At 48.0% G+C, this 17,121-nt stretch carries 16 protein-coding genes; 3 read left to right on the top strand and 13 right to left on the bottom strand.

Translation table 11 applies throughout. The features are described 5' to 3' along the window. Window positions 1-6: 6 nt before the first annotated feature. The 5 genes from AC6R0R_RS18780 to fabR all read right to left on the bottom strand — a co-directional run bounded on the left by AC6R0R_RS18780 (window position 7) and on the right by fabR (window position 4,996). Window positions 7-981, bottom strand: a complete 975-nt coding sequence (locus tag AC6R0R_RS18780) for an LPP20 family lipoprotein (protein ID WP_500627821.1) — start codon at window positions 979-981, stop codon at window positions 7-9. Beyond that, the gene (locus AC6R0R_RS18775; protein WP_500627820.1) at window positions 981-1,643 is read right to left on the bottom strand and encodes a hypothetical protein; all 663 of its coding nucleotides are present in this window, start codon (window positions 1,641-1,643) and stop codon (window positions 981-983) included. The genes AC6R0R_RS18780 and AC6R0R_RS18775 overlap by 1 nt, the downstream gene beginning before the upstream one ends. Window positions 1,644-1,676: 33 nt before the next feature. Continuing rightward, on the bottom strand, window positions 1,677-3,485 hold the full coding sequence (locus AC6R0R_RS18770) for a caspase family protein (protein ID WP_500627819.1): 1,809 nt from the start codon (window positions 3,483-3,485) through the stop codon (window positions 1,677-1,679). 498 nt (window positions 3,486-3,983) lie between these two features. Then, window positions 3,984-4,355, bottom strand: coding sequence for a YijD family membrane protein (locus tag AC6R0R_RS18765; protein WP_500627818.1), 372 nt, complete (start codon window positions 4,353-4,355; stop codon window positions 3,984-3,986). Next, window positions 4,355-4,996: an HTH-type transcriptional repressor FabR gene (gene fabR / locus AC6R0R_RS18760; RefSeq protein ID WP_334555580.1), complete on the bottom strand. Its 642-nt coding sequence runs from the start codon at window positions 4,994-4,996 to the stop codon at window positions 4,355-4,357. Before fabR ends, AC6R0R_RS18765 begins: the two co-directional genes overlap by 1 nt. 291 nt (window positions 4,997-5,287) lie before the next feature. Here fabR and sthA point away from each other — a divergent pair, with 291 nt between their 5' ends. Continuing rightward, window positions 5,288-6,688, top strand: coding sequence for a Si-specific NAD(P)(+) transhydrogenase (gene sthA, locus AC6R0R_RS18755; protein ID WP_334555581.1), 1,401 nt, complete (start codon window positions 5,288-5,290; stop codon window positions 6,686-6,688). A gap of 77 nt (window positions 6,689-6,765) precedes the next feature. Here sthA and dinF read toward each other — a convergent pair whose 3' ends face one another. The 3 genes from dinF to lexA all read right to left on the bottom strand — a co-directional run bounded on the left by dinF (window position 6,766) and on the right by lexA (window position 9,713). Continuing rightward, window positions 6,766-8,112 (bottom strand): MATE family efflux transporter DinF, encoded by a 1,347-nt coding sequence (gene dinF, locus AC6R0R_RS18750; RefSeq protein ID WP_500627817.1) that lies wholly within the window; start codon window positions 8,110-8,112, stop codon window positions 6,766-6,768. A gap of 42 nt (window positions 8,113-8,154) precedes the next feature. Next, window positions 8,155-8,967 (bottom strand): class I SAM-dependent methyltransferase, encoded by an 813-nt coding sequence (locus AC6R0R_RS18745; RefSeq protein ID WP_500627831.1) that lies wholly within the window; start codon window positions 8,965-8,967, stop codon window positions 8,155-8,157. A gap of 125 nt (window positions 8,968-9,092) precedes the next feature. After that, on the bottom strand, window positions 9,093-9,713 hold the full coding sequence (lexA, locus tag AC6R0R_RS18740; protein ID WP_334555583.1) for a transcriptional repressor LexA: 621 nt from the start codon (window positions 9,711-9,713) through the stop codon (window positions 9,093-9,095). A gap of 307 nt (window positions 9,714-10,020) precedes the next feature. Between lexA and plsB the strand changes: the two genes are divergently transcribed. Further along, complete coding sequence (gene plsB / locus AC6R0R_RS18735) at window positions 10,021-12,459, top strand: glycerol-3-phosphate 1-O-acyltransferase PlsB (protein ID WP_500627816.1); 2,439 nt, start codon at window positions 10,021-10,023, stop codon at window positions 12,457-12,459. A gap of 93 nt (window positions 12,460-12,552) precedes the next feature. Here the strand turns inward: plsB and ubiA are convergent, their stop codons facing one another. Next, complete coding sequence (gene ubiA / locus AC6R0R_RS18730) at window positions 12,553-13,407, bottom strand: 4-hydroxybenzoate octaprenyltransferase (RefSeq protein WP_487902842.1); 855 nt, start codon at window positions 13,405-13,407, stop codon at window positions 12,553-12,555. Next, the gene (locus AC6R0R_RS18725; RefSeq protein WP_334555586.1) at window positions 13,404-13,946 is read right to left on the bottom strand and encodes a chorismate lyase; all 543 of its coding nucleotides are present in this window, start codon (window positions 13,944-13,946) and stop codon (window positions 13,404-13,406) included. Before AC6R0R_RS18725 ends, ubiA begins: the two co-directional genes overlap by 4 nt. Before the next feature lie 165 nt (window positions 13,947-14,111). Between AC6R0R_RS18725 and AC6R0R_RS18720 the strand changes: the two genes are divergently transcribed. Then, window positions 14,112-14,519 carry a flagellar basal body-associated protein FliL gene (locus AC6R0R_RS18720; RefSeq protein ID WP_334555587.1) on the top strand — a complete coding sequence of 136 codons (408 nt, stop codon included), beginning with the start codon at window positions 14,112-14,114 and terminating at the stop codon, window positions 14,517-14,519. A 70-nt stretch (window positions 14,520-14,589) separates the two neighbouring features. On the opposite strand, the gene glpG is transcribed toward AC6R0R_RS18720, so the two are convergent. The 3 genes from glpG to rpoH form a co-directional block, all read right to left on the bottom strand. After that, the gene (gene glpG, locus AC6R0R_RS18715) at window positions 14,590-15,429 is read right to left on the bottom strand and encodes a rhomboid family intramembrane serine protease GlpG (protein WP_500627815.1); all 840 of its coding nucleotides are present in this window, start codon (window positions 15,427-15,429) and stop codon (window positions 14,590-14,592) included. Window positions 15,430-15,452: 23 nt separating this feature from the next. Beyond that, entirely contained in the window at window positions 15,453-15,776 is a 324-nt protein-coding gene (glpE, locus tag AC6R0R_RS18710; RefSeq protein ID WP_334555589.1) for a thiosulfate sulfurtransferase GlpE, read from the bottom strand. A gap of 419 nt (window positions 15,777-16,195) precedes the next feature. After that, complete coding sequence (gene rpoH, locus AC6R0R_RS18705) at window positions 16,196-17,053, bottom strand: RNA polymerase sigma factor RpoH (RefSeq protein ID WP_334555590.1); 858 nt, start codon at window positions 17,051-17,053, stop codon at window positions 16,196-16,198. Between the last annotated feature and the right edge of the window lie 68 nt (window positions 17,054-17,121).

The following is a 17,121-nucleotide window of genomic DNA, read 5'->3' as shown; positions in this document are numbered from 1 at the left end:
GTCCGATTAGTTTTCGCTAATCGATAGTCGTTCCATGACAAAATCGCATTGTTCTAAATAACTGAGAATTAGACCAAAGCCAGGGGTATCTATTGAAAGGCGTGACTCATCCAGCTTTTCAAATCGTGAGGTATCAATCTTAGTAGGACACAGCAATGCGATATTGGTGTCGTAAGTTTCTTTTCCTTGGTTCAAAAGTGCTTCAATTCCGTCATAGAGCTTTTTGTCTGGGAACTCGATATGCGTTTTTTTCTCTACATACTGGTTTTCAAGTAAGACACCAGTACTTCCATCTTCATAAACCTGAAATAGAGATAAGTAACCGGATTTTTTAGCTGACAGGTTAATGAAGTAGTACTCTCCTGCGTTCAATCGAGCATTGGTCGATGCAAGAGTAAGAGAAGAAGAGTGATGATTGAAAAACAGATGGTTGTACTGTGCTTCAGGTAAAACCAAATGTCCTGAGCTGTTTGTCAATTGCCAGCCACCAGCAAAACGCTCAATGTCAATATGAGGTAAGCATTGGTGCTTTTCTACCCAATTCTGAAGCAGTGCAGTCTTTGACCAATAAGGGTGGAGTTCGCTGTTGCATTGGGAGTCTTTTAACCAATATGACAGCTTTTGTGCAAAAGAAGTGGGATCATACTGAACTTCAAGATAGAACTTCCCTTCAATTTTTTCACTCTTACTGATGGTGACATTGTTTCGAAATACGATGTCAGAGAAAGAGGTCTTATTGGAAGAAGCGCTCTTAGTTAACTTACCGTTTTGAAATTCTATAGATGAACTTGTTTCACCAATCACTCGACTCTCGAGCGATTTCGCTAAATCATGGTAAGCATTGTCTTTGGCTTGTTGATAAGTACCCCCTTGACCGAAACCATAAATGAGATTGGCGTCAAAAGGCACTTCCCCGTACCACGACGGGGAAGCAAAAACACAAGAGCTAACCAAGGCTGATAGTATGACTATGTGTTTCATTAGTCTTCTTTCTTACCTGGGTAAGGGGCTTGCATAATTGTCCAACTCGCATCTAAACCATATTTATTATAAATATTAATAGCGATAGTCTTACCATTCTGGCTTGCGGACATAACGTAACTATTTCTGTAAACACCAAAATTAAGGTTGTTTTCAGAGTTTTTAATTATTTTGTTGTAAATTGTTTCTTGAGTTATAGCTAATTGATTTCCTTCTAAAGGTCCATTCATTACTTGGCCTGTACGCTTATCGTTGTTTGAACATCCAATATTGTTAGCTGGTTTAAAGAAGCTCCAAGTCAAGCGACCATTTGAAGTAGCTGAAGGCCCTTCAACAAACCAACTACAATTATTAGTATCTAAATAATGCCCAGGAATGAGTTGGTTAGCACTTGCAAACGCAACAGATTTGACAGAGCTGATATTTTTGAATATCAAGTTACCGTTTTTATCTGCTGCAAATTCAGCACTCATATCAAAGAATTGAGTTTCACCAGTATCCTTATTAGTTACAGGTACACGCAGCATAGTGATCTGGTTACCAGCACCTTGAAAATGAGCACCTTGGAAAGCTATATCAAGATTGGTATTGTCAACGTCAGCGGCAAAAGTAGAGGTTGCAAAGAGTGCAGCAGTCGTTGTTAATAGAGTTTTCTTAAACATGGATGTAAGCCTTAATCAATGTTTTCAATAAAGTTAAAGTGAAATGGTTTGGTTACCAGTGATGGTTGGGTGCTGACGTTTTAGATCACCCATCTCAAATGAAGCCGACTTTACTTGGTCGTAGACTTCTTGGTAAAGCGTACCGATATCGCGATTACCTTCGATCATGGATTTCATTAGGTAGTAGCTAAATAGGCGGTGACCTTTCTCCTGATACATATTGGAGTATTCTTTGTCTCGACCTGCTGTCATTACCACCATACGCTCAGGATCGATACTGACTTTCTTCGGAGCAAGGCGGGATGCCGCGACCCCTTTAATTACTGACACGCCATCAGTCGCGCCACTAAAGCAGCTGTCAACCATCACCACGATCTTGCCTGCTTTACTATTGGAAAGAGTTTTGTAAACGTTATCGAGCTTGAAAAACGGGTCATCAGTTACGTAATCAGGGATCTTATCTTGCGGTAGAATGTAAGGATCGTTATCTGGGATTGCAGGGATACCGTGACCACTGTAGTAGAAATAAACTGTATCACCTTCAGCTACGTTATCTAACATCAAACGTAGCTTGTCTTTGATTGCACCACTTGTTGCATCTCGGTCAATAAGCTCGTAGACATGACGTTCTGGAACACCCAATACCTTACTTGCAACGTCAGACATGAGCTCGCCACTATTACGTGCGAAGGCCACTTGGTCAGAGTTCGCGTAGTTTTCAATAGAAAGATTGAAGAACCAAGCTGATTTATTGGCTTCAACGGGTATAGCTTTGGCAAGTAGCGCTTTCAACTCATCAGCAGCTGTTTTATCACTTGCCGATAAACGCGAATCGACCTCAAAACTGTCAATCAAATTCGGGTTTTGCATCTCTAAACCCGGTACCGCCACAGATGATTTGCTATCAAGTACGACAGATATTGCTTCGGGCTTGAATTGACTTTTCGCTATGTCTCCTGCGAACTCACTCTTATGATAAGAACCTGAAATATTTACCAACTCAAGCTGATCTTGGTTGTAACTGTAGGTCAGGGCGAGATCTAATTCGTTAATCTTATTGTATAGTTCACGCGCTTGCTCCAGAGGGACATTAAGTACTATGTCACGTTGATAGTTTTGATTAGACGCCTTAAATAGCAAATGCATCTGTTGATTCTCAGCATCATAACTTTTCGTTGTAACAACGGGTTTACCCATTACATCTCTGAATGCTCGAGCAACAAGCTGAGACTTTTTCTCATCTAAACTGTCTTTTCGCTGATCAACATTGCTCTGTAGCGCGCGAATTTTTGCATTTCTTGCTTCAACCTGTTCACGATACTTCTGCTGAATTGCGGCAATTTCTTGCTGACGTTCAAGACGAATTTTATCTACGCGCTCTTCAAATTGAGCTTTCGTTTCAAATTGGTCTTTAACGATTTTTGGCGCTTCAGGTAGGTCGGGTTCAGGAATTGGGGCAGGAATATCTGCACTACTTAAACTGGTAAACTGCTTTTCGTATAAAGAAGCTACAGCACCAACCAAAGCGATAGGATCATCACTTTGAATACAGCCGATAGCATCTGTCATAAAGTGCTGTGTTGTAGAGTCTCCTTTACCAACTAGTGCAGCAAGGGAGTTACTGGATAGATTTACGCCCTCACGAGTAATTAGTGTTCCATTGATGGTAATAGGAGCATCAACCTTTAATTCTCCACCAAGTAGCCAAACATCTGGGTTTTCAGAGCAAACGGTGCCATGAAGGGTATTTGAAAACTCAAATTGATTATTAGTTGATGCCGAAAAAGCAATGGTTGGACATAGCGCGAACAGTAAGCCACTGACGATTTGATTCCGCTTCATTTGATTGAAATTCCATATGAGATTGATATCACACTAAAATACAACCTATATATCCCGTAATATGGATACAAGGATAACTTCTGAGAATGAGAGCACTGTCAAGAATATAACTATAAAGTCTGAGTCAACCTTGCGAAATTATCTGTACAGATATCTAATTTCCCTTTAAATTTATAATTTTAAACACATTGCATACGTGCTAGATGCATAGTGAGCTACGCGTTTTACAAGGTGTATAATACTTAAGTTTATCGTCCTGGCCCTTATCCTTTTTGGGGTGTTTATCGGCGTTCAGTGCTCTGATGAGATTCAAAGTGCTGTTAAAGAAAATCATATCGAGCAGTTGAGAGATAGTGCCGAAACTATTGTCGATACAGTGGAAGAGTTGTGCAACTAATGCAGGGCAACTATCAGATGCTTGAGAAGAAAGACTAACCCCTTAAATGAACAAACGAGCCGCTGGGCTCGTTTGTTGTTTAGGAATGTGTTGTCGCGTGCTTATCGCTCGGCGCCAATGTAGCCGAGCTTTTTACCGATCCACAGCAGCAACAAGAGTGAGACGATGATCGAAAAGAAGTTTGAACCGGCCTCTGGGTATTGCGCTTTCACAAATGCGGAGTGACCAAACGCACCGACGAAAAAGCACGCGAGCCCGACAAGAGGAATATCCTCAGATACCGGATGACGGAGATACTCTTGGTACAAGGCCTGTAAGGAGAGCACCAAAGCGATCAACGGAAAGATAGAGAAAGTGACCTCACTCATCGTCAACCAAGACAACATGGCATCACCGCACATACCTGCGATTAATGCCAAAATGAGGGTTTTCTTTTCAGAACCACGATCGACTGGGTTTGTTTCGTTCGACATTAGTTTATCCCACCTTTTAATCGGTTACGTTCACGTTCTTTGCGATACCAATAAGCCCCTTTGGCTATCATTCGCAACTGCATTATCAGACGCTCGGCCAGTTCATCGCGCTCACGTCTGTCTAGATCTAACGCTTCGGCCCCAGAGCTAAATACCAGCGTCACGGACGCTTGTGCCTGGGTAAATGCCTCTTCACGAGACATGCCTGAGCTGATTAAATACTCGGTCAATTCGGCGCAGAAGTGTTGCATCTCACGGGCAACCGCAGTACGAAACTCAAAAGACGTTCCGGAGCGCTCACGCAGTAGCAAACGAAACACGTTGGGACTACTTGCGATAAACTCCATAAACGTCTCGACCGAGGTGCGAATCACACTGCCTTCTTTGACGATTCTCTGCCGCGCTTGGCGCATCAATTGACGCAGCAACAATCCGCCTTCATCGACCATGGTCAACCCCAACTCATCCATGTCTTTGAAGTGGCGATAAAAAGACGTCGGTGCAATCCCGGCCTCTCGTGCCACTTCTCGCAAGCTCAGGTTCGAGAAACTGCGATCAGCACTTAATTGACTGAAGGCCGCATCAATCAATGAGCGACGAGTTTTCTCTTTTTGTTGTGCGCGTATTCCCATGGATTTCATCGTTGGTATCTGTGTTTAACCTCAATGCCAGTCAATATACAACGATTGGCTTACGGAGATAACCTCAATTCGTTGTTTAGTGAAGAATCGCTATTAAAACACGCCCGCGTAATTGAAGGCAAAATTCCCTCTCACTTGCCCGCCTATCCTGTGCGCCAGACCGAAGATTCACTTCACGCACTTATTCTCGTGATCTCATCGACTCTCTCAGTCGCTTTTTTTTCTTTGCCTCGTGGAATCAGTTAAAATCTCGCTACAGCAATGTTAACACTCTATAACAAGGATAAAACTATGGCTCAGAGCAACCACTTTGATGTGATCGTAATAGGTAGTGGCCCTGGTGGTGAAGGGGCAGCTATGGGATTGACCAAAGCGGGGCTCAACGTCGCGATAGTAGAGAAAGAGAGCAGTGTCGGTGGCGGGTGTACCCACTGGGGCACGATCCCCTCCAAAGCGCTGCGTCACGCGGTGAGCCGAATCATTGAATTCAACAACAACCCGCTATTTTGCCACAATAACAGCAGCTTACACTCGACCTTTTCCAACATTCTTGGTCATGCTAAGTCGGTCATCGACAAACAAACTCGATTGCGCCAGGGATTTTATGATCGCAACCAATGCTCGTTGATTTTTGGTACGGCGCGCTTTGTGGATAAATACACCATCGCGGTGATGCAAAGCGATGGCACCGAAGAGACCTACAGCGCCGACAGATTTGTGATTGCGACTGGCTCACGCCCCTATCAACCGGCGGATGTCGATTTCCTCCACGAGCGTATTTACGACAGCGATTCTATTTTGAGCCTGAAACACGACCCGCGCCACATCATCATTTACGGCGCAGGCGTGATCGGCTGTGAATACGCCTCTATCTTCCGTGGCCTTGGGGTGAAAACCGATCTCATCAATACACGTGATCGCTTGCTGTCCTTTTTGGACAACGAAGTGTCTGACGCACTCTCCTACCACTTCTGGAATAGCGGCGTGGTGATTCGCAACGATGAAACCTACGAGAAGATCGAGGGCACTGAAGACGGCGTGATCGTCCACCTCCAATCGGGTAAGAAAATGCGCGCCGACTGTTTGCTCTACGCCAACGGCCGCACCGGCAATACCGACAAGCTCAACTTAAGCGCGGTAGGGCTTGAAGCCGACTCTCGCGGTCAGTTGAAAGTAGATACTAACTACCGCACGCCAGTTGAGCACATCTATGCGGTCGGTGATGTGATTGGCTATCCAAGTTTGGCCAGTGCGGCGTATGACCAAGGCCGATTTGTGGCGCAGGCCATTACCAAAGGTCAAGCGGATGGCTACTTGATTGATGATATCCCAACTGGCATTTACACCATCCCTGAAATCAGCTCTGTGGGGAAAACTGAACAAGAACTGACAGCGGCGAAAGTCCCGTATGAGGTTGGACGCTCGTCGTTCAAACATTTGGCTCGCGCCCAGATTGCAGGCAAAGATATTGGCAGTTTGAAGATCCTTTTCCACCGTGAAACTAAAGAGATTCTAGGCATTCACTGTTTTGGTGAGCGAGCGGCTGAGATCATCCATATCGGGCAAGCCATCATGGAACAAAAAGGCGAAGCGAATACCATCGAGTATTTCGTCAATACCACCTTTAACTACCCAACCATGGCGGAGGCCTACCGCGTCGCCGCCCTCAATGGTTTGAATCGCTTGTTTTAACCCTTACTCGCGACTTTCATCTCATTCGACACGGCATCAGGCTCTGCTTGGCGCCGTGTTTTTTCTCAGCCGTGGCCTCAAATCGACTCAGGAAAGAACGCGCCCGCTCGCCACTGGCGATACAAAATCCACCCTAATGCCATGCCTCGCGCGGCCATAAAACAGAGCATCGATAACCAAAGCGCGTGGTTTTGCAACGCCTCAAACAGCCAGAATAGAATGAAGAACCCACAGGTGGCGACAAACATGCTGTTTCTCATTTCTCGTCCTTTCGTCGCGCCGACAAAAATACCGTCGAGTAGAAAACACCACATAGAAACCAACGGCATGGCCACCAGCCAAGGAAGAAAGTGCAGCGCTTGCTGCTGGACGGACTCAATATCCGTGATCATTGCGATCAAGGGCGATCCCAGTTGAGCAAATGCCAATGTCAGAGCGGAGCAAATGATCAGACTCCAGAAAAAGGTGCCCAGCAATGACTGCGTCAGTTGATGACGATCTCTTGCGCCGATGGCCTTACCGACCATTGCCTCCATCGCATAGGCAAAGCCATCCATTGCGTAAGAGATCATCATCAAGAAACTCATCAAGACGGCATTGGCCGCGACAATCTCATCGCCATAGTTTGCGCCTTGAAAGGTCATAAAGGTAAACACCGCTTGTAGGCAGAGCGAGCGAAGGAAGATATCTCGATTCAGTCTGATAAAACGGCTTAGCCCACGGGTGGTGGCACGCAACACATCACCAATAGGCGGTAGGTTCTGCTGGTGCCATGTTCGCCATACGCAGAAAAAACCAAAACTCATACCGGTGTAATCGGCCAATACCGACGCCCAAGCCGCCCCTTCGACTTGCCACTCCAACCCGATCACAAACAGCAGATCGAGTGCAATATTGGTCGCGTTGGTGATCACCACCATCCACATGGGCGCTTTTGCGTTTTGTGTTCCAAGCAGCCAGCCAAGCAGCACAAAATTGGCTAACGCCGCAGGGGCGCTCCAAACACGGATGGAAAAGTATTGTTCACCATAAAATTTGACTTGCTCGCTGGCCTCACTGAACTGAAAGACGATATCGGCCACTGAAGCATGCACGATGAGAAACAGCAGCGCAAAAAGCCACGCCATCGCGAGCCCTTGCGTCAACACAAGCGCCAACCCATGCCCTGACTTCCCGCCATACGCTTGGGCCGCTAAACCTGTGGTGGCCATGCGCAGAAACCCGAGCAACCAGAAAGTCACACTGATCATGGTGGTGCCTAGCGCGACACCGCCTAAATACCACGCATGTTCTAAATGACCAATAACCGCGGCATCGACCAGCCCCAACAGAGGCACAGTGATGTTGGACAGCACCATAGGAATGGCGATCCACAAGACTTTTTTGTGAAGAGAGAGATTGGAAAGAGTATCAAGGATCTGCACGGGTGGAATTCAGTTTAGGACGATGTGTCCAGTGTACCCCTATCACCAGCGCAGCTGAACCACCACGGGCGTTAAACGATGCTTAAGGCGATGAATTTTTCTCAGCCATCGCTGCCACAGTTTCCAACGATGACAGTGCTGATCTAAAGGCGAAAAGAGTTTCACTGAACTTGCCCAAGGCAGTATGCGTCTAACCGTCTCATCGGCCGACTTATAACCATGCGCGTAGTGTGATGAGCCCATTTTCTGCCCCAATGCACTGGGGGTTAGGTCTCCGGCCAACACTAAGCACGCTCTGGCACTGTCAAAGTGACACCCCATGGCTTGAATGAAACGGGCAATTTGTCGTTCATTGCCATCAAGCAGTGCACATTCGCACACAATCATCACTGGCGATTTTTCCTCGATAGGTAGAGACGACATCCAACTCAAATCGGTAACACTGCCGCATAAATGGTGGTAGCGCTCACTGCGATGAAACAGCTTTTGCCGCCACAACAGATTTTCGGTGACATCCAGTTCAAGCCAATGGCAACGGCCATTGTCCACTCGGTAGAACCGAGTATCCAGCCCAGCGCCGACATTGATGATCCAGCCGTCTGGGTTATGTTGGATAAAGTGTTTCACTTGCTGGTCACACAGCTGTGTAATGGTCGCATGGAGCAGCTGTTTTTGAGGAATATCGCCCGATAGACACTCTGGCGCTAACTCACAATGTCGGCACGCGTTAGCAGCGATAGGATCGTAAACCAAGCCATTATCGACAAGGCTTTCACGACTGCGAAGCCACAAGGGCTGCAAAAGATTGGCGGGGATTTGATAGCGCGAATGCGCGTTGTGGTGCCGGGAAGCCATGTTCATTATCTCTCTATCGCGAATGAAAAGATGATAATGAATATCAATTGCAACATCAAGCGCGAGCGAACGCATCTTGATGTTGCTCTCAAAGGCAAGACTGACTCAGCGGACTCGACGTCGAATTACATCCAGTCAGTATTGCGAATGATGCCAACCGCTAGGCCTTCAATTGCCAGGCTTTGGCTAGTTAAATCGACCTTGATTGGCGAAAATTCTTCATTTTCAGCGTGAAGCAGTACCGTTGACCCTTTACGTTCCAAACGCTTTACCGTCACGTCATCATCGACACGCGCGACAATCACTTGGCCATCACGAACGTCTTGTGTCTTATGCACCGCCAGTAGATCGCCATCCATAATGCCGATGTCTTTCATACTCTCACCGTGAACGCGCAGTAGGAAGTCAGCCTGTGGCTTAAACATACTCGGGTCCACTTGGTAGTGTGCCTCAACATGTTCCTGAGCCAAGATAGGCTCACCCGCAGCGACTTGACCAATCAGTGGCAGCCCTTCGTCGTCATTAGCGGCATCGTTCAACAACACACGAATACCTCTTGAGGCACCGGGAATGATTTCAATCACTTGCTTACGTGCGAGCGCTTTCAAGTGCTCTTCCGCTGCATTGGCAGAGCGAAAACCGAGCTCACGGGCAATTTCAGCGCGGGTTGGTGGCATTCCGGTCTCATCAATTTTACTTTTGATGAGGTCAAAAACTTGTTGTTGGCGCGGCGTTAAGGGCTTCATAAGTCACCTGTCTTTTTATACAGTTAACTGTGAGTATATCCAGTATTGAGAAAAAGGAAAGGACTAATGACGGATTTTATTTTCTGGTCGGGCTTAAGCTATTTACCTCACATTGATGCTTTCATGCTCAATTATCGTTAAAAGGTTTGACCAGTTTCTGCTATCCTTGCCAGCTGAAAACCCGCTTGGGCTTATTTCCACTTCTCAGGAGGCTCGGTGAGAGGCGTTAAACGCTCACACCCAACGGCCGTGACAGAAGTGGAAATGCGCTTTGGCATACTTTTGATTTTTGAGGCTAAGAACCTTTATGTCTTCTGGACACTCTTTCTCGCGATCTTTGTTAAAGCTGCCACTGTCAGTCTTAGTCAAAGGGACGGCGATTCCTTCCGATCCGATTGCTGATCACAATATCGATGTCGACAAACCGATTATCTACGCATTGCCATACCGCTCAAGTGTTGACTTGCTCGCCCTACAAAAGCAGACGCAAAGACTTGGCTTGCCGGATCCGTTAACGCCGCTCGAAATCAACGGCAAATGTTTCCATCGCTACGTATTCACCTCGGCGCGCAATACGGTGGTGAGCCGAGACGATGATGTGCCTCGCGAATCCGTGGCGCTATTTTCTGAGCTGCTCGAACTGCACAAATTCGATAGCGAACTGGACGTTCAGATGATCCCTGCCACCGTGTTGTGGGGACGAAAACCTGGCCGAGAGTCTTCACACAAGCCTTATTTGCAGTCGCTAAACGGCCCACAAAAAGCCAAAGCAGTGCTGTTTTCTGGTCGAGATTGTTTAGTACGCATCAGCCCTGTGGTCTCTCTACGCTATATGGCGGATGCGCATGGGACCGATTCATCCATTGCACACAAACTCGCTCGTGTGGCGCGCATTCATTTCTCGCGTCAGAAACTGGCCGCCTCTGGGCCAAACTTACCGAGTCGCCAAGCACTATTTCAACGCTTACTCAAATCCAAAGCGATTGAGAAAGCGATTGAGGATGAAGCGAAAGCCAAAGATATTTCCATTGAAAAAGCGCGCAAAGCGGCGCATGACATCATGGATGAAATCGCGGCTGACTTTTCTTACTCCTTGGTCAAAAGCGGCGATCGCATTTTGGGCTGGCTGTGGAACCGAATTTATCAAGGCTTGAACATCAACAATGCCACAGCGGTACGTAAGCTTGCTCAAGATGGCCACGAGATTGTCTACGTGCCATGCCATCGTAGCCATATGGATTACCTATTGCTCTCTTACGTGTTGTATCACGAGGGCATGGTACCGCCTCACATCGCGGCTGGTATTAACCTGAACTTTTTCCCCGCCGGACCGATATTCCGTCGCGGCGGCGCCTTCTTTATTCGCCGCAGTTTTAAAGGCAACAAACTTTACTCGACGATTTTCCGCGAGTACCTTGCTGAACTGTTTGCCAAAGGCTACTCGGTTGAGTACTTCTCTGAGGGCGGGCGTTCGCGCACCGGACGTTTACTGCAAGCCAAAACCGGTATGCTTGCGATGACCATCCAAGCGATGCTACGCGGACTCAATCGTCCGGTGACACTTGTGCCTGTCTACATCGGCTACGAGCACGTGATGGAAGTGGGGACGTACGCTAAAGAGCTGCGCGGCAAGCGCAAAGAGAAGGAAAATGCGAGCTTAGTGCTGCGAACCATCCGTAAACTGCGTAACTTCGGCCAAGGCTACGTCAACTTTGGTGAGCCGATCCCACTCAACCAGTTCCTCAATGAGCAGGCACCGGAGTGGACGAAAGATATCGATCCGATGGGCGCTTCTAGGCCTCAGTGGCTCAACCCAGTGGTCAATACGTTAGCGACCAAAATGATGACCCACATTAACGATGCGGCCGCGACCAATGCGCTGACCTTGTGTGCCACGGCGCTGCTCGCATCAAGGCAGCGAGCGTTATCGCGCGATAATCTCGTCAGCCAAATCGATTGTTATCTCTCGATTTTGCGCAATGTGCCTTACTCATCGACCTACACGGTACCGACAGAGAGCGCAGAAGCGTTAGTGCAACACGCTGAAACGTTGGATAAGTTTGTGCTAGAAACCGACTCGATGGGCGAGATTGTGTCACTCGATCGCAACCAATCGATTTTGATGACCTACTACCGCAACAACATCATCCATCTGCTCGCCTTGCCTTCATTGATTGCCCAAATGTTGGTGCGTCACCAAGCGATGAGCCTAGAGCAGATCAAACAAAACGTTGCCTTAGTGTACCCGTTCTTAAAGCAAGAGCTGTTTTTGAGTATTGAGGAGTCTCGACTCGATGAACTCACCGAGTCCTACATCGAAGAGATTGCGCGCCAAGGCCTGGTGAACATCGACCACAAAGAGCAGGTCTCCATCAACCAAGCCAACAGCCAAGTGCTGGTCCTGCTTGGTCGCACCATCAGCGAGACATTGCAGCGCTACGCAATTGCGCTCAACTTGTTGGTGGCCAACCCAGAACTAGGCAAGAGCGATTTGGAGCAGCAGAGCCAAGACATTGCACAGCGCCTTGGTCGACTGCATGGCATTAACGCACCTGAGTTCTTCGATAAAGGGGTGTTTGCGGCGTTATTCACGACGCTCAAGCAGCAAGGCTACCTCGATGTGGAAGGCAACTGCGATTTAGACAAGAGCCAAGCCTACGCATCATTGCTCTACTCGATGCTCTACCCTGAAGTGCGTTTGACCATTCAAGAAAGCATTTATCAATCGGTGGATGCGACGCGATAAACCACAAAGGGCACGATGATCGTGCCCTTTGTCTTATCTCTCCTCTCTTATCTAGAGACCCTTAGCTCTCGAAATAGGAGAGTGACGAAACGGTTACCAAAACGCGATAGCCAGTCCTATCGCGACACTCAACCCCACATAGTTGTTATTGAGGAAGGCGCGAAAGCACAAGTCTCGCTCACGATGACGAATCAAGTGCTGCTGAAACACAAACAGCGCCCCAACCACCAGTAAGCTCCAGTAGTAACTCGCGCCAAGCGCATAGTAGACACCCACATAAATCAGCATCGCTAGCGTGGTCAGTTGCAGCGCGCCAATAATGGTTTTATCACGGCGACCAAACAGAATCGCAGTCGACTTAATGCCTATCTTCAAGTCATCGTCACGATCAACCATGGCGTATTGAGTGTCATAAGCAATCGTCCACAGCGCGTTAATGGCAAAAATAAACCACGCCATCATCGGCAAGGTATTCGCCTGCGCAGCCCAAGCCATTGGAATGGACCAACTGAACGCTAAGCCAAGAAACAGCTGAGGTAGATGGGTGTAGCGCTTCATAAATGGATAGATGAACGCCAAAAACAGCCCAACAAACGACAGTTGGATGGTGAGCGGATTCATGGTCAGCACTAATAGAAATGAGGCCACGGCCAAGATAAGAAACAGACCGACCGCTTCTTTCGCCGACACGCGCCCGGACGGTAACGGACGCTGCTGCGTACGCTTAACATGGCCATCAACACGACGGTCGGCAAAGTCATTAATCACGCACCCTGCGGCGCGCATAAAGATGACGCCCAGAACAAAGACAATCAGCACCATAGGATCAGGGCGCCCTTGCCCGGCAATGATCAATGCCCATAGTGTCGGCCAAAGCAGCAGTAGCGTCCCTATCGGTTTGTCCATTCGCATCAGTTGCCAATAGGCGATGGCTTTTGAAGCGCTCATTGCACACTCTCCTTAGTGTAAATCGGGGCGGTAGGCAGAAACAGCTCGGCAACCAGCATGGGTTTATGGTTCATCCACAATCGGGAGCGGCGCGCCAATAAACGGCCTCCCTCGACCTGTGCCCAGCCAACTTGCAGCGCATCACGCTTGACGTTGTCGGCGCTAAAGACGGTCAGTCCAAGTGGGATCTCGCCTTGCGCGGTCAAATCAACATGCTGCTCTTGCAGTGAGGATTGAGGAATTAAGGTTCGCCCTAACACCCAAGCGGTCTCATCGCCTTTCAATACCACTTTACGTAACAAACACGCTTCGTGGCTCAACAAGGCGATCTCTTGGGCATTCAAACGTTCCGAGGACACAATGCGGTTGTGCAGCAAATCGACACTTAAGGTTTGGCAATACGATTCCAATAAACGTGACAATGAGCCCTGTTCTAACAACCAATCTTTGGCGATCGGCGTTGGAAAGCTAAACTGGTCGGGATCATGCCATTCGACCTCTCGTAGGGCAGACAAACAATGCGAAGTTGATGGATTCATACTAGTATTCAATAGTCAGCTTTATATCGTAAAATAAAGCTTAAATAACAACGTTAACCACGGTATCGAGTGTTCAACGCCTCTTTTAATCACAGACAGAGGCAACATTGTAACAAGACTCTGACCTTTCGAATATCGTGAAAAGAAGAAAGAAAATCGCCCACTATGATGAAACGTTACCTAGCGCAGCTTTTTGTTGCTGCGAGTCTGCTCGTTAGCCTCCCTACCTTGGCAGAAAAGGAAGGTGGGCCTCAACTCGCGTATTTCACGCTGGAACCGGATCTCACCACGAATTTTTATACCAAGGGTAAAGATTTGGGCTATGTTCAGGTGCGCATTGACATCATGGTTGCTAATCAAGCCGATTTGGCGGTGATTGAGCTGCATCAGCCTTTGATTCGTGATGCCGTGATCGAGTTGCTCGGGCAGCAGTCAAAAGACACCATCACCTCGCTGGCAGGACGCGAAGACTTGCGTAAAAGCCTAGTCGAGGAGCTCAACTCGATTTTACTGCCGGAAACCGGAAAAACCGTCATCGCGGATCTGCTGTTTACTAAATATCTCTACCAGTAAACGTGCACCCGTCAATCTCGATAGGTCTGTCAACGCCGCTAACGCGGCGTTTTCTATTTTTTTAGCCTACCTACCCTTGGTATTTGGCTTTACTCGCATCGAGTAACCCTAAGCCAACCCCAGACAACAGCCCCACCAAGTGAGCGGTATTGGCAATGGCCATAAAGGGCTGCATAAAGCCAAGCACCAACCAAACCAACATAAACCCAATCACCTGTTTTGGCATCATCAAACCGAGCGCGGGCGCCTTGTAGCCCATCATCCAGATGTAGCCGACCAACGCGTACACCACGCCAGAGAGGCCGCCAAAGTTGGCGCCTTCAACCCAATACTGCCCAGCGCCTGAGAGTGCCGCCGACAGGACAAACAGTTGCAACAGCTTCCCTTGACCCAGTCGCTGCTCTATATCACCGCCAAGTTGCCACCACCAAAGTAAATTGAACACGATGTGCAACGCCGAAAAATGCAACACCGCATGACTGAGCCAGCGCCAGAGCTGCCATTGCTGGCTAGCGTCCGCAGGGAAGTGAAGCGCGAGGAAAATCGCTCGCCCTTGACCTATCTGCTGAAGCACAAAAATCACCACACATAGCAGCATGACGGCTAAAGTGATCGGCCCGGCTTTCGCTTTGATCATCGCGATGAAACTGGGTGAACGGTACTGGAAAGGATTGACTCGGGTATCCGCCACCTCCCACGACGCAGCGTGGTACTTATCTGCATTCGGGTTAGCCAGAAATTGCTCAAGCTCCTGCATCACCAGATCATAATGCTCACTTTCTTTGAGGAATAAGACAAAATCGTCACTCTCCTCATCGCGCATCATGCCAACGGTGACTCTACGAGCCGCCATGTAATCAACAAAAGCTTGGCCCATTCTGGCGTTCTTGATGGTGGTCACTCTTACCATTAGGTTATCCTGAAAGATTGGGGTTAAGCCGTCTGCACGGTAGGTAGCCCAGCGCGATGCCAGGCTTCAAAACCACCATCCACACTGTATACCTGCTCAAACCCTTGGTTCACTAAATATTGCGCCGCACCTTGGCTGCTGATCCCGTGATAACACATCACCAAAACCGGCTGATCAAACTCCACCTCGTCCATAAAGGCCACCATGGTGTCGTTGGTCAGATGATACGCATGCGTAGCATGCGCGACGGCAAAGGATTGTGGATCACGAATATCCACTAGGCGGGCGCCTTGCTGCTCAATCATTTGCTGCGCAGAGGCAACATCGATGTGCTGAAACTGGTCCATTTACTTTCTCTTTATGCTTTTATTGTCTGCGCTCATTGTAACCTATCCAACGGAGGACAAGTACTGTCGGTTAATAAGGTTATCCACCAGCGATCAAAATGACGTCATCTGTGGATAAAATTGTGGATTGCGTTGATAAAGTGTTTGAATTAAAAAAGATCCACAATATGTAGTGATGATCATAACTATTCTGTGAGTGATTCAAAACATATCCCCATAGAAAAACCCGCCATTAGGCCTTTATTCACCCTGCTTTCTGACATCTAGCAAAGAAATTCCCCACAGAGTTATACACAGGAGCGAGCGTTGAAATGATCGCCAACTGGTTAATATAAAATGCTTTATACGATCCAAACAAAAAGCCGAGGTCACAAGACCTCGGCTTTTCATGTTTGTGTTTCGCGCTTTGCGTTAGCGGATTAAAACTCGCCGACTGCGGCTTTGAGCTTCTTCATCGCGTTTTTCTCAAGCTGGCGAATACGCTCAGCAGATACGCTGTAGGTATCAGCCAACTCTTGCAACGTCGCTTTGTTGTCATCTAACCAGCGAGAGCGAACGATATGTTGGCTACGCTCATCAAGACTTGAAAGCGCTAGGCTCAAGCGATTGTTGGTATGAGCTTCCCAGTTGGCCGCTTCGATATTTTCTGCGACGTCAGAGGCTTTATCTTCAAGGTAAAGCATCGGAGCCGAGTAAGACGTACCGGTGTCATCGTCATCACTAGACAGCTCAAAGGTCGCGTCTTGCGCGGCGAGACGAGATTCCATCTCACGCACTTCTGAAGGCTCAACACCCAACTCTCTTGCGACGGTTTCCACCTCGCCGTTGTTGAACCAGCCTAAGCGTTTCTTCGACTTACGCAGGTTGAAAAAGAGTTTGCGCTGCGCTTTGGTCGTGGCGATCTTGACGATACGCCAGTTGCGAAGTACGTATTCATGGATCTCCGCTTTGATCCAGTGCACGGCGAACGAGACAAGACGTACACCGACTTCGGGATTGAAGCGTTTGACCGCTTTCATCAAACCGATGTTGCCTTCTTGAACTAAGTCGGCCATAGGTAGGCCGTAACCAGAATAACCACGAGCCACATGCACAACGAAACGAAGGTGCGAAAGGATCAATCCTTTAGCGGCTTCAATTTCACCGTCATAGTGTAGTCGTTCGGCAAGTTCACGCTCTTCGTCCGCGGTCAGCATTGGGTAGCTGTTTACGGAGCGGATGTAGCTGTCTAAGCTATCTTGAGTTACTACCGCCATTGGATACGCTTGGTTAGTCATTCAAATCCTCATCAATCTCTGATCTGGAGTGTAATTTAACCCATCAATCTTGAACTCAAAATGAACAA

The organism is Vibrio sp. R12-SW3-ISO1 (assembly GCF_059834005.1).
Note: the sequence above shows the minus strand (reverse complement) of the source record. Positions and strands in the feature narration are given on the sequence as shown.